Origin of the sequence: Rhodococcus sp. JS3073 (genome assembly GCF_026810085.1) — a bacterium.
Lineage (GTDB): Bacteria > Actinomycetota > Actinomycetes > Mycobacteriales > Mycobacteriaceae > Rhodococcus_F > Rhodococcus_F wratislaviensis.
Genome location: NZ_CP113951.1, coordinates 754075 through 767247, shown reverse-complemented (window position 1 = coordinate 767247; position 13173 = coordinate 754075). Strand labels below are relative to the sequence as shown.

Genomic DNA, 13173 nt, shown 5'->3' with positions numbered 1-13173 from the left:
GGTGCGGCGGACGCGCTACGAGATGTGCGTCCGCCGCGTCAGCACCAGCAGCGACAGCATCGCCACGGCGCCCGCGGTCGGGATCGCCACGGCCATCGGCACTGCGGTGTCGGGGCCGGCGATGCCGACGAGCGGCGAGACCAACGCGGCGAGGCCGAATTGGCCGGCGCCGAGAAGCGCGGACCCGGTGCCGGACGCCCTGGTCACCTCGCCCTGAGCCAGCGCCGTCGCATTGCCCATCACGAAACCGATGCTCGACACCGAGACGAACAATGGAATCAGGATCGCCCACCACGGCGGCGAATCGATCAGCACCGCGGCGAGAAGCAGCACGACGCCCGCTGCCAGGAGCAGCGTGACCCCGAACCCGAGCAGTTGCCGGGCATGGAATGTGCCCACGAGCCGCGTGTTCACGATCGCAGCGCTCACCATGCCCGCCGCGTTCACCGCGAACACCATGGAGAACTGCCCCGGGCTGAGCCCGAGGACGTTCTGTACGACGAACGGGGATGCGGAGATGTACGAGAAGAGCGCGACGAACCCGAACATGAACGTGAACGCGTAACCCAGGTAGACACGGTTGCCGACGACGTACCGGAGGTTCCGGATCAGTGCCGTGAGTCCGCCGCCGTGCCGGTTCTCCTCGGGAAGCGTCTCCGGGACGAGGATCAGCACTCCCGCGAACATCACCACACCGGCGGCGGTGAGCACCCAGAAGATACCTCGCCAGCCGACCGGTCCGAGCAGGGCGCCGCCCATCAGCGGTGCGACGACCGGCGCCACCCCGCCGATGATCATCATGATGCTGAAGAGCCGGGCGGCGTTGTCTCCGCGGGCCCGGTCGGCGATGCAGGCGCGTGCGAGCACGATCGCCGCGCCACCACTCAGCCCCTGGAAAAGTCGTGCAGCGATGAGAGTTTCGACGGTCGGCGCGAGAGCGCAGGCCATCGCGGCGAGGGTGGTGACGACGGTGGCGCCGATCAGCAGACGCCGGCGTCCGAGGCCGTCCGACAGCGGTCCGACGACGAGCTGCCCGATTCCGAGCCCGGCCATGAACGTGGTCAAGGTCAGCTGCACGCTCGGTGCCGACGTGTTCAAGCTCTCCGTCATCAGGGGGAGACCGGGGAGATACATGTCGGTGGCCAGCGGGGCGATCGCGGACAGTAACGCCAGGACACACAACATGGGGATGGAGATCGTTCGCTGCACAAAAGAACTTTAGCGGCGCGGCTGCTTGATTTATCTTCCGCCCGAGTCGACTGTTGCCTCTATGAGCAGCGACCTGCCGGCACCGTTGGAGCTGGTACTCGAGGAGTACGCGCGGGATCTCGGGCTCGAACGCGGCCGAGCGCAGCACACCGTGAAGGCATACGTCGGACGCGAAGTCGCTGCTGCAGCACTGGTTGTCGACGTCACCGGAGGCGCACCTCGGCGAGCTCGACATCCAGGTGCTGCGGTCGTGGCTCGCCGGCCGTCCGGGCGGTGCGCAACTTCACAGCGTCTACGTAAATCTCATACTATCTGCCACTGGGGTGGCGGGCGTGGGAGATGTACGTGTGTCACGGCTACCCGCATCACCGTGCGGTGGTGTGAGTTTGACCGTGTCCCACACCGACGCTTGTGGTGCAGGAACATGCTGTTTCGGAGTCACCCCCAACCGCGGTGTCACGGTGGGCCGGCTGCGGCGTACCCGACGGTGCCGTGGCCTGCTCGGGGTGGGAGCGTGTTTGTCGCGTGATGGCCGTACCGGCGCATGCTCGGCCACCCGGATCGCGGGCATCTGCCCACGCCGACGGGTGACCTTGTTCTTGCCGAGCAACGCCCGTTTGGCCAGGTTCACCCCCGCGAGGTGGTCGCGGTTGCCGCCGACCCGGCAACTGGGGCACCACGCGGTGTGGTAGCCGCCGGGTCGGGCAAGTGGTTCGTCGCAGCCCGGGCACAGTGCGGACGATCCCCGGGCGGGCACCGAGACCACCGCGATGCCGACACCCGCGGCGGTATGGGCCAAGGCGGTCACCGCCTTGCGGCGGGCGGACTGCGCGGCCCGGTTGTTGTTGACCCGGCCGTGTCCGCGGGTCTCGAGGGTGGTGAGATCCTCAACTGCGATCACGTGCGCGCCCGCGGCGTCGGCGTAGGCGGTGACCTGGTGGGCGAAGTGGAAGGCGAGTTCCCGGTTGATCTTCCCTCTCTTGATGCCCACCGCGGTGCGGTGTTCGTCGAGGACGGCGATCTTCTCCTCCAGCTGGGCGCGGACCTCGGGTGGGGCGGTGGCGGCCAGTTGGGTCAGCCGGGCGGCCTTGCGGTGCAGCAGCTGCCCTTCGGCCTGCAGGCGGGCCAGTTTGATTCCGAGGCCGCGGTCGTCGTAGGTGAAGCCCCGGTAATCCGACACCAGCCCCTCGGGGTTGTCGGCGGCGATGGCGGCGGCACCGAGCGTGGACGGGGACCAATCGACCCCCACCGCGACCGTGCCGGCCATTTCTGCTGCAGGGGCGAGTTCGGTCGCCGCGCACCGCCACAACAGACCCCGGCGATCGAGGACCAGCGTCGGCAGATGCCAGTCGGTGATCGCGCGGCGGTGCAGGTGCTCGGGGATGGCCGCGGTCAGCCGGATACTGCGCCACTGCGCCCGCCCCGCCGGGGCGGGACAGGTCGGCAGCTTCACCGTCAACATCAGTTCACGCTCTGCGACGGTGACGGCAAGCTGCGCGAGCTGTCGGTCGGCGGCCGACAGCCGGGCCATCGCGCTCGTCTGCGGTGGTCCTTGGACGTCGGTGATCCGCAACCGGCCGGCCGGTGCCCCACCGTCGCGGCGGGCGCGGGCGGCGAGCTGGCGCCGCACGCCCCGAGCGAAACCCGAGGGCACGTGATCGCCCGACCCGATCGGCGGTGCCACAACCCCGGTGTCCGGATCGAATCGGGTCGACAGTGCCGCGATCGCGGTATCCCGGAAGGTCAGGGTCCGCAGGGTCGCCATCACCTGTGCCGTCACCACCCGCGTGACCCGCGACGGCACGTAGACCCCCTCCGGATAGTGCGGATCCCAGCCGAGCCGCGCCGCGGCGACATGACCCTGCGTGGGCAGCCTGCGCTCCTGCCGGTCACGCCCGGCGGCGAGTACGTCGAACGTCGCCGGATGCCACAACCGCGACACCAACTCGGCGCCGGCCGCGGCAATCAGATCGAGGAGCCACCCCACCCGGGTATCGACGTCATCGAGGCCGATCCGCTCACCGGTCGCGTCATCGACCGCCACGTGGGCGCGGGTGGTGAACGCGAACTGCCGCGGCGTCGTGGAGACCCCGTCGTTAATTCCGTGTCGACCACAGCGCCCAGAAACCCGGCCGGACAACGACGCCGGCACCGCCGCGACGTCATCCATCAACCCTCCCACCAGCACATGTGGCACCGCGATGTCGTAAGGTCTCGACTGTAACGCCGACCTCCGACATTTAGCCTCGGAGGGAGCCCGCAGGCGGGCCGAACGTCCGACCGGGACACCTGGTGATCCCTGACTTTTGAGTGGTCGTCCGCGGGCTCGGTGTCTGGTCAAGCGGTGTCCTTGTTCGGGAACTTGGAGCCAGCCGGTAGGCGTGGACTCCTGCTCAGAGAATGTCTGGGCCGTGGCCGCGAGCGACACCGCGGCCGATCAGTGGGGCAGCAATCCTGGCACGGTCCCGCCCTGGAGCCCAAGCGGCATCAGGTGACCAGTCAGGATCTGGTGGCGGATGCTCTCCTCGAACGGGCACGCAAGGCGCCGAGCCGAGGGTGGCGTCGCGGACTGCACGGGCTCACCGGGGGATCGGTGAATCCGGGAGAGTCGGCAGGTGAGACGCGCGAAGCGGCACTGCTCGACCGCATCCGGCAGCCGATCCCGGCGGCCTATCGAATTGCCTTCCTGTCCTTGAAGGACGGCGTCGGCAAGACGACGACCACGATCGGGCTGGGATCGACGTTCGCGTCATTGCGCGGAGACTGCGTGATCGCCGTCGACGCCAACCCCGACTTCGGGACGCTCGCGCAACGTGTGCCCCTGCAGACGCATTCGACCGTCCGTGATCTGATCGCGGCGGAGTCGACCATCCGGCGTTACTCGGATGTGCGGGCCCACACGTCTCAGGCGCCGAGCCGTCTCGAGGTGCTCGCGAGCGAACAGGACCCGGCGATCGCCGAGGCGTTCAGCGAGGACGATTACCGGCGGGTGATCGACATCCTGCAGGTGTACTACAACGTCATCCTCACCGACTGCGGCACCGGCATCATGCATTCGGCGATGAACGGTGTTCTGCAACTCGCCAATTCCCTGGTGCTGGTGAGCTCGCCGGCCATCGACGGAGCCCGCAGTGCCGCCGCCACGCTGGACTGGTTGCAGCACCACGGTTACGGGCACTTGGTCTCGCGGACGGTTGTCGTGATCAGCGCTGCCCGGCCCGGCTCGGGCACGATCGACATGACGGAATTGACCAATCACTTCCTGCTCCGGTGCCGGGCCGTGAAGGTGGTGCCGTTCGACGAGCACCTCGCCGAGGGTTCGGTGGTGGATCTGGACCTGCTGCGTCCGGCGACGCGGAAGGCGTTCGTCGAACTCGCGGCGATGGTCGCGGACGACTTCCCGGAGTCGGCAGGCAGGCACGCCGTCGCGGAGTGGCGCTAGCCGCCGCGGTCACGGGGCCCGACGGGTAGAAGCCGCACCGGCGCCACGCGGACGAGCCCGAGCGGGTCGAGGTACTCACGGTGGCGGCAGACCCCAGTGCAGGCATGCGGCGACCGGGGTGATGCAGCCCGGGTGCCCGGGTTCGAGCGTGCCGAGGACGGTGCCACGGCCCACGCGCTGCCCTGTGGTGACCCGGGCGGTCACCGGCTCGTACGTCGTGCGGAGCCCACCCGGTGGTCGACGGAGACGACGGGTTTGCCCGCCACCGTGCCGGCGAGACCACCACACCCGCACCTGCGACAGGACGGCCTCGTCGGGCACGCCGACCAGATCCACGCCGCGATGGCCGGGAAGCCAGTCGTGCTCGGGGTTGTCGAACGCCCGGATCACCCGCGGTCGTGGGTGCAGCGGCCAGTCGACTTCACCGGTCGGCGCGGCGTCGGCGGGCGGGGCGACGAGCGCCGCGGCGGTCAGCAGCGTGGACGCCGTGGCAGCCGCCGTGAGCGCCCGCACGATTGCCCCGAATGTCGTCATGGATGGACGATCCCGCACGTCCGGGCCGGTGAACGGGCAGCGGACGAGAATGTGGATCGACTACGTTTTGTCCACAGATCCTGCGAAACCCTTGCATGTGCGGCCGCGGTGTGGCAGGGGCGGTTAGGGCGTTCGGCGTGGAGGCCGTACACTGATCGAGCGGTCTGTGCTCCCACAGTCCGACTTCGCGCGCCCGCGCAGGTTATCGGCCCTCGGCTGGTCTCGCATCTCGGTGTGAGTCCGATGGTCTGCGGGTGCCAGGGTGGAGCGTCCCCGAGATGCTCTGCATCAACCGGCAATGAAAGAGAGATACACAGCCATGGCTGTCGTAACAATGAAGCAGCTGCTCGACAGCGGCACGCACTTCGGTCACCAGACCCGTCGTTGGAACCCGAAGATGAAGCGTTTCATCTTCACCGACCGCAACGGCATCTACATCATCGACTTGCAGCAGACGCTGACGTACATCGACAAGGCGTACGAGTTCGTCAAGGAGACCGTTGCCCACGGCGGCACCGTCCTCTTCGTCGGCACGAAGAAGCAGGCCCAGGAATCCATCGCGGCCGAGGCCACTCGCGTCGGGATGCCCTACGTCAACCAGCGTTGGCTCGGCGGCATGCTCACCAACTTCACCACCGTCCACAAGCGTCTTCTCCGCCTCAAGGAGCTCGAGGCCATGGAGCAGACCGGTGGTTTCGAGGGTCGCACCAAGAAGGAAATCCTCATGCTCACGCGTGAGATGACCAAGCTGGACCGCACTCTCGGTGGTATCCGCGACATGGCCAAGGTCCCCTCCGCGGTGTGGGTCGTCGACACCAACAAGGAGCACCTGGCCGTTGCCGAGGCTCGCAAGCTGAACATCCCGGTCATCGCGATCCTGGACACCAACTGCGACCCCGACCTCGTCGACTACCCGATCCCGGGCAACGACGACGCCATCCGCAGCGCCGCCCTGCTCACCAAGGTCGTCGCTTCCGCGGTGGCCGAGGGCGTGCAGGCCCGTGCCGGACTGAGCGCCGACAAGGACGCGAAGCCCGAGGCCGGCGCCGGCGAACCCCTCGCCGAGTGGGAGCAGGAACTGCTCTCGCAGGCAGCGCCCGCCGCTGAGGCAGCGCCCGCCGCAGAGGCCGCTCCCGCAGCTGAGGCACAGGCGGCTCCGGCTGCCGAGGCCCCCGCAGCAGAGGCACCCTCCACCGAGGCCTGATCCGATGCACACGGCCCTGACCAGAGATCTTTTGGTCAGGGCCGTTTCACGGTCTGGTCCGAGTACTACCCTGACTTACGTCCCGACAGACATATGAGGAGGCTCGCTCACCATGGCGAACTACACCGCCGCTGACGTCAAGCGGCTCCGCGAGCTCACCGGCTCCGGAATGATGGCCTGCAAGAACGCTCTCGCTGAGGCCGAGGGTGACTTCGACAAGGCTGTGGAGCAGCTGCGCATCAAGGGCGCCAAGGACGTGGGCAAGCGTGCCGAGCGCACCACGGCCGAGGGGCTGGTCGTTTCCAAGGACGGCGTCCTGCTCGAGCTCGACTGCGAGACGGACTTCGTCGCGAAGAACGAGGACTTCCTGAAGCTCGCCGAGTCGATCGTCACGGTCGCCGCGGCAGCGAAGCCCGCCGACGTCGACGCGCTCAAGGCGCTCGAACTCGACGGCAAGACGGTCGACACCGTCATCCAGGAGCAGTCCGCGAAGATCGGCGAGAAGCTCGTCCTGAGCAAGATCGCCTCGTTCGACGGACCGGTCGCGGTCTACCTGCACAAGCGCAGCGCCGACCTGCCGCCCGCCGTCGGCGTCCTCGTCGAGTACACCGGTGAGGGTGACGCTGCTGCGGAGGCCGCTCGCGGTGCCGCCATGCAGGTCGCGGCGCTCAAGGCCAAGTACGTCACGCGTGACGAGGTCCCCGAGGACATCGTCGCCAACGAGCGTCACATCGCCGAGGAGACCGCTCGCGCCGAGGGCAAGCCGGAGCAGGCTCTGCCGAAGATCATCGAAGGCCGCGTCAACGGCTACTTCAAGGACGTCGTGCTGACCGAGCAGTCCTCGGTGCAGGACTCCAAGAAGTCCGTCAAGGCGATCCTCGACGAGGCCGGCGTCACCATCAAGCGCTTCGTTCGCTTCGAGGTCGGTGCTTCGAGCTAGTCGTGTGAGTCGTATGGCCCCGTCGGACGAGTGCGCTCGCCCGGCGGGGCCTACGTATACCGCCACCGTCCTGATGAGGCAGGATGAAGATGGCCGTCTGAATGGGTCGAGTAGGCGCGTGGGCGCGCTCGGCCGCTGTCGAAATCGACGAGTGCTGTGGAACTGAGGAGAGCAATGTCCGAACCAGCCAACGAACGTACGGGATTCCATCGAGTCCTTCTCAAACTCGGCGGAGAAATGTTCGGTGGTGGCAAGGTCGGCCTCGACCCCGACGTGGTGACCAAGGTCGCGGAACAGATCGCCGAGGTCGTGCGATCCGGGGTGCAGGTGGCGGTGGTCATCGGCGGCGGCAACTTCTTCCGTGGTGCGGAACTGCAGCAGCGAGGTTTGGACCGCGCGCGTTCCGACTACATGGGCATGCTCGGCACCGTCATGAATTGCCTTGCTCTGCAGGACTTCCTGGAGAAAGAGGGTATCGACAGCCGCGTGCAGACGGCGATCACCATGGGGCAGGTGGCGGAGCCTTACATTCCGCTGCGCGCTCAGCGTCACCTCGAGAAGGGTCGCGTCGTGATCTTCGGCGCCGGCATGGGCATGCCCTACTTCTCGACCGACACGACCGCGGCGCAGCGCGCACTCGAGATCGGCGCCGAGGTCGTCTTGATGGCCAAGGCCGTCGACGGCGTGTTCACGGCGGACCCGAACCTCGACCCGACCGCGACGATGTACACGCAGATCACGCACCGTGAGGTCATCGAACAGGGGCTCAAGGTCGCCGACGCGACGGCCTTCAGCCTATGTATGGACAACGAGATGCCGATCATGGTGTTCAATCTGCTGACCGAGGGGAATATCGCTCGGGCAGTGTCCGGTGAGAAGATCGGAACGCTCGTCAAGTCATGACGCGAGTGACACGCTCGACACAGAGTTTTCTCGAAACAGAGGCAGTGACGAATCGATGCAGAACGACATGGAGGAACAGCCGTGATTGATGAAGCTCTCTTCGAAGCCGAGGAGAAGATGGAGAAGGCTGTCACGGTGGCCAAGGACGATCTCGGATCGATCCGCACGGGCCGCGCGAATCCCGGCATGTTCAATCGCATCGGAATCGACTACTACGGCGCGTTCACCCCGATCACGCAGCTCGCCAGCATCAACGTGCCGGAAGCGCGACTGGTCGTCGTCAAGCCGTACGAGGCCTCCCAGCTCGGCGCCATCGAGACGGCGATCCGGAACTCCGACCTGGGCGTGAACCCGTCCAACGACGGAAACCTGATCCGGATCTCCGTACCCCAGCTCACCGAGGAACGCCGCCGCGAACTGGTCAAGCAGGCCAAGTCCAAGGGCGAGGACGCGAAGGTGTCCGTGCGCAATGTGCGCCGCAAGGCGATGGACGAGCTGTCCCGGATCCAGAAGGACGGCGAGGCCGGCGAGGACGAGGTCGGCCGGGCCGAGAAGGAACTCGACAAGACGACCGCCCGGTACGTCGCGCAGGTCGACGAACTGGTGAAGCACAAGGAAGCCGAGTTACTGGAAGTTTAGTCACGAGACGAGGAGTGGATCGGGGACAGTGACCGTGCCAGCAGAACACGGGACCCCAGGGGGACCCATCTCCGAGGGCGACCCCTCGGAACCGGTCTCCGGGGGTGCGCCCGCGCCGGAGGCGGCCCCGGCCGCGAAATCGAAGGCCGGGCGTAACCTTCCCGCCGCGATCGGCGTGGGCGTCGGTCTCGGCGTCGCGCTGATCCTGATCCTCGTCTACGTGCCGCTGGTGTGGATCGGTGTGGTGGCCGTCGCGATGGCCGTGGCCACGTGGGAGGTCACCAAGCGTCTGCGTGAGGCCGGGATCAGCGCACCCCGGATCCCGCTGCTCGCGGGCGGTCAGGCGATCCTGTGGCTCGGCTGGCCGTTCGGCCCGGTGGGGGTGCTCAGTGCATTCGCGGGGACGGTGCTCGTCTGCATGGTCTGGCGCCTGTTCGACCACGGGCTGAAGGCGACACCACAGAATTTCCTCCGGGACACGGCGATCACCGTGTTCGTCGCCTCCTGGATCCCGTTGCTGGCGTCGTTCGCCGTGCTGATGGTGTTGCAGGACGACGGCGCCGGGCGGGTGCTGTGCCTGATGATCGGCGTGGTCTGCTCCGACGTGGGCGGCTACGCGGCGGGTGTGCTGTTCGGCAAGCATCCGATGGTGCCGGCGATCAGCCCCAAGAAGTCGTGGGAAGGGTTCTTCGGTTCGCTGCTGTTCTGCGTCATCGGCAGCCTGCTCACGGTCACCCTGATCCTCGACGAGAACTCGATGATCGGCGTGCTCCTCGGCGTTGTCCTGGTGATCACCGCCACGCTCGGCGATCTCATCGAATCCCAGGTCAAGCGAGAGCTCCGCATCAAGGACATGGGCACGTTGCTCCCCGGGCACGGGGGCATCATGGACCGTCTCGATTCCCTGCTGCCGTCGGCGTTCGTGACGTGGCTGGTGCTCACGGTCCTCGTCTGACCGTCCTGCCGTGACCATCCCCAGCCCGAACATCTGGCACTGGCCCGAGTGGTACGAGGTCGAGAATCGTGCCCAGGACGTGGACGGGGCGATCTTCCGGCACCTGCGCGGGGCAGTGGACCGGACGGGCGGCGCCGTCGCCGATGTGGGCTGCGGTTCCGGCTTCCACCTGCCGGTCTTCGCCGAGTCGGCGGCCACGGTCTACGGAGTCGAGCCGCATCCGCCCCTGCTGGAACGTGCCCGCACCCGCGTGGGGCACCTGCCGAACGTCCGGGTGATCGAGGGCTCGGCCGAGGGCATACCCCTCGGTGACGCGAGCGTGGACGTCGTGCACGCGCGGACTGCTTATTTCTTCGGTCCCGGCTGCGGCCGCGGAATCTGCGAGGCGATGCGTGTGCTGCGCCCGGGCGGCGCGCTGGTGGTGGTCGATCTCGACGCCACAGCCCATCCGTACGGCGAGTGGATGCGGGCCGACCTGCCGCAGTACAACCCGGCGGCCGTCGAGGCCTTCTTCGCGGCGCAGGGGTTCGACCTGGTGCGCGTGGAGACACGATGGCGTTTCCCGGATCGGGAATCGTTGCGCGGTGTGCTCGGTATCGAGTTCACCGGGAAGACGGCATCGAAGGCGTTCGCGCAGACACCCGGCGTGGCTCTCGACGTGCGCTATCGCGTGCACGTCCGGCGAAAGCCCGCCGGGCTGGAGATGCTCTGACCGGGGTCGTTACCGCGGTGCGATGTGGAAGAGCTTCGCGAGCGCGTTGATCTTCTTGGCCTTCGCCAGTTTGGGGAGGTCGCTGCCGTCCCGCACTCGGGAGCCGTCCTCGCCGAGGTCCGCGATCACGTCGCGGGCCCATTCGGCGTCGGCCGGGGAGGGGCTCAGTGCGTCGTTGACCGGGGCCGTCTGCGCAATGGTCATGCACAGTTTCCCGGTCATGCCCATCGACAGGGTCAGCGCCGATGCCCGGACCAGGGCGTCGATGTCGGTGCCGAGGGTGGGGCCGTCGATCGGCGGTGCGATCCGGGCGGCCCGGCTGGCGACCGTCAGCCGGGAGCGGGGATAGGCCATCGCCAGCGGCGAATCGTCCATCCCGGTGTCGCGGCGGAAGTCGCCGCTGCCGAACGCGAGCCGGAACGTGGCCTCCGTCCGGGCGATCTCGGGTGCCGCCTCGAGTCCCATCGCGGATTCGACGAGGGCGAGCACCTTCGTGCCCTCGGGGAGGCGCTCGGCGGTGGCGTCGACCTGCATGCCACTCTCGGTCTTGGCGAGCATGACGCCTTCGAGCCCGGGAACACCGTTCAGGGCTGCCAGGTCGTCCGCCCAGTAGGGGGTGGTGGCGTCGTTGATCCGCACCCACGCGCGCCGGTGCTCGCCGAGCCAGGCGACGACGTCGGCGCGGGCCCGGGGTTTGCGGTCGGGAGTGACGGCGTCCTCGAGGTCGAGGATCACGGCGTCGGCGGCGCTGGCATGGGCCGCCTCGAAACCCTCGGGCTTGCCGGCGGGAACCAGCAGCCAGGATCGTGCTTGTTCAGCCGCGATACGCGGTGCCACAGTCGTCTCCATGTCGGCCTTCACAGTCGTGCCCTTCCGGTGATATCCACGACAGTAATTCTGCTCGCTCAGCGTCTGCGCAATCCACTTGCGTAACTATTGTTCAGTTAGAAATTACTGTTCAGGCGCCGCTGCCGGTTCGCTGCCCGACGGATCTGGATGATGCGGACCCCGCCCGCGAGGGCCATGATCACCGCGCCGGCGATCGCCGCGAACAACAGCGTGACACCCAGCGGGAGGGTGAATTCCCAGGCGAACATTTCGAGAGTCACGCTGTCGAGGTTCTGCAGGATGAACACGAGAAGCAGTACCAGAACGACGATTCCGATCACCAGACCGGTCCACGTGGCGCCCACCCGGGTGTGCGTGATGCCCTTGCGGCGTGCGACGTCGGGATGCTCGGTGCCTGCCGGTGTGGTGTCGGGGTGCGGTGGGTCGGCAGGCACGGGTCCCGTGCCGGGACCGCGACCTGCCGGGACCGCCGGAGGGAAGTTCGAGGGGTCGTCCGGTGTTGTCGACATAAGTTGATCTTCACCCACCTGGACGGGTTCCGCATGCACATCGGGCGGCGAAACGACGTCGATCAGGCATCCGCACGACAACGACCCCCGAATCAATGGGACAATGGAGAAACTATGGCTGTCTCGCTTCCCCTCGTTTTCACCGCGCCCCGGCGTGGGATGCCGCCCAAGCATCTCGCGGACCTCGACTCCGCCGAGCGGCAGGAGGCCGTCAAGGAGCTGGGTCTGCCCGGTTTCCGGGCCGATCAGCTGGCCCGGCAGTACTATGCGCGGCTCGAGGCGGATCCGGAGAAGATGACCGATCTCCCCGCCGCCGTGCGCGAGCAGGTGGGCGCGGCCCTGTTCCCGACGCTGCTGACCCCGGTCAAGCACCTGGCCTGCGACGGCGGCGACACCCGCAAGACGCTCTGGAAGGCCAACGACGGGACGCTGCTCGAAAGCGTTCTCATGCGTTACCCCGACCGCGCGACGCTGTGCATCTCCAGCCAGGCGGGGTGCGGAATGGCATGCCCGTTCTGCGCGACCGGTCAGGGCGGGCTGCAACGCAACCTCTCGACCGCCGAGATCGTCGACCAGGTGCGTGCGGCCGCCGCCGCTCTGCGCGACGGTGACGTCCACGGCGGTCCGGGCCGGTTGTCGAACGTCGTCTTCATGGGGATGGGGGAGCCGCTCGCCAACTACAAGCGAGTGGTCGCCGCCGTCCGTCGTATCACCTCGCCCGCCCCCGACGGCCTCGGTTTGTCGCAGCGCTCCGTGACGGTGTCGACGGTGGGTCTGGCGCCTGCGATCCGCAAGCTCGCCGACGAGGACCTCAGCGTCACGCTGGCCGTGTCTCTGCACACCCCGGACGACGAACTGCGCGACACCCTGGTCCCCGTGAACAACCGCTGGTCGGTGGCGGAGGTCCTCGACGCCGCCCGGTACTACGCGGACAAGTCCGGGCGCCGCGTCTCGATCGAGTACGCGCTGATCCGGGACGTGAACGATCAGCCGTGGCGCGCCGACCTGCTGGGTAAGAAACTGCGCAAGGCGCTCGGGCCGCTGGTGCACGTGAATCTCATTCCGCTGAACCCCACACCGGGCAGTGAGTGGGACGCGAGCCCGAAGCCGGTGGAGAAGGAATTCGTCCGGCGCGTGCTGGCGCAGGGTGTGTCCTGCACCGTGCGGGATACCCGCGGCCAGGAGATCGCAGCCGCCTGCGGGCAGCTCGCGGCCGAGAACTAGGTCCGCCGCACCGACCGAAACGACGAAACCCCTCGTCCCCGAGTGATCGGGGA

12 protein-coding genes and 1 pseudogene are annotated in these 13173 nt (G+C 67.7%); 8 read left to right on the top strand and 5 right to left on the bottom strand.

The annotated features are described in order from the left end of the window. Window positions 1-15: 15 nt before the first annotated feature. Window positions 16-1185: a multidrug effflux MFS transporter gene (locus OYT95_RS03705; RefSeq protein WP_037245578.1), complete on the bottom strand. Its 1170-nt coding sequence runs from the start codon at window positions 1183-1185 to the stop codon at window positions 16-18. Window positions 1186-1501: 316 nt separating this feature from the next. Then, complete coding sequence (locus tag OYT95_RS03700) at window positions 1502-3379, bottom strand: zinc ribbon domain-containing protein (protein WP_268790846.1); 1878 nt, start codon at window positions 3377-3379, stop codon at window positions 1502-1504. Between the two features lie 321 nt (window positions 3380-3700). Between OYT95_RS03700 and OYT95_RS03695 the strand changes: the two genes are divergently transcribed. Further along, the gene (locus OYT95_RS03695) at window positions 3701-4651 is read left to right on the top strand and encodes a MinD/ParA family ATP-binding protein (RefSeq protein WP_409372258.1); all 951 of its coding nucleotides are present in this window, start codon (window positions 3701-3703) and stop codon (window positions 4649-4651) included. On the opposite strand, the pseudogene OYT95_RS03690 reads toward OYT95_RS03695, so the two are convergent. Further along, window positions 4648-5185, bottom strand: a pseudogene (locus tag OYT95_RS03690) (peptidoglycan DD-metalloendopeptidase family protein). The gene OYT95_RS03695 and the pseudogene OYT95_RS03690 overlap by 4 nt on opposite strands. Before the next feature lie 319 nt (window positions 5186-5504). Between OYT95_RS03690 and rpsB the strand changes: the two are divergent. The 6 genes from rpsB (at window position 5505) to OYT95_RS03660 (ending at window position 10538) form a co-directional block, all read left to right on the top strand. Beyond that, window positions 5505-6389, top strand: a complete 885-nt coding sequence (gene rpsB / locus OYT95_RS03685; protein WP_005259344.1) for a 30S ribosomal protein S2 — start codon at window positions 5505-5507, stop codon at window positions 6387-6389. A 112-nt stretch (window positions 6390-6501) separates the two neighbouring features. Continuing rightward, complete coding sequence (gene tsf / locus OYT95_RS03680; RefSeq protein WP_005259342.1) at window positions 6502-7329, top strand: translation elongation factor Ts; 828 nt, start codon at window positions 6502-6504, stop codon at window positions 7327-7329. A gap of 174 nt (window positions 7330-7503) precedes the next feature. Continuing rightward, window positions 7504-8232, top strand: a complete 729-nt coding sequence (gene pyrH, locus OYT95_RS03675; protein WP_005240535.1) for a UMP kinase — start codon at window positions 7504-7506, stop codon at window positions 8230-8232. A gap of 81 nt (window positions 8233-8313) precedes the next feature. After that, window positions 8314-8871, top strand: a complete 558-nt coding sequence (gene frr / locus OYT95_RS03670) for a ribosome recycling factor (RefSeq protein ID WP_005240537.1) — start codon at window positions 8314-8316, stop codon at window positions 8869-8871. Window positions 8872-8899: 28 nt separating this feature from the next. Next, window positions 8900-9826: a phosphatidate cytidylyltransferase gene (locus OYT95_RS03665; RefSeq protein WP_081792791.1), complete on the top strand. Its 927-nt coding sequence runs from the start codon at window positions 8900-8902 to the stop codon at window positions 9824-9826. Window positions 9827-9836: 10 nt separating this feature from the next. Further along, window positions 9837-10538: a class I SAM-dependent methyltransferase gene (locus OYT95_RS03660; RefSeq protein ID WP_268790845.1), complete on the top strand. Its 702-nt coding sequence runs from the start codon at window positions 9837-9839 to the stop codon at window positions 10536-10538. Window positions 10539-10547: 9 nt separating this feature from the next. On the opposite strand, the gene OYT95_RS03655 is transcribed toward OYT95_RS03660, so the two are convergent. Then, window positions 10548-11399 carry an HpcH/HpaI aldolase/citrate lyase family protein gene (locus OYT95_RS03655; RefSeq protein WP_174484752.1) on the bottom strand — a complete coding sequence of 284 codons (852 nt, stop codon included), beginning with the start codon at window positions 11397-11399 and terminating at the stop codon, window positions 10548-10550. 83 nt (window positions 11400-11482) lie between these two features. Continuing rightward, on the bottom strand, window positions 11483-11896 hold the full coding sequence (locus tag OYT95_RS03650; RefSeq protein WP_037245582.1) for a LapA family protein: 414 nt from the start codon (window positions 11894-11896) through the stop codon (window positions 11483-11485). Window positions 11897-12010: 114 nt separating this feature from the next. On the opposite strand from OYT95_RS03650, the gene rlmN reads away from it, so the two are divergent. Beyond that, a complete protein-coding gene (rlmN, locus tag OYT95_RS03645) occupies window positions 12011-13120 on the top strand; it encodes a 23S rRNA (adenine(2503)-C(2))-methyltransferase RlmN (protein WP_037245583.1) in 1110 nt (369 codons plus the stop codon). Window positions 13121-13173: the final 53 nt, after the last annotated feature.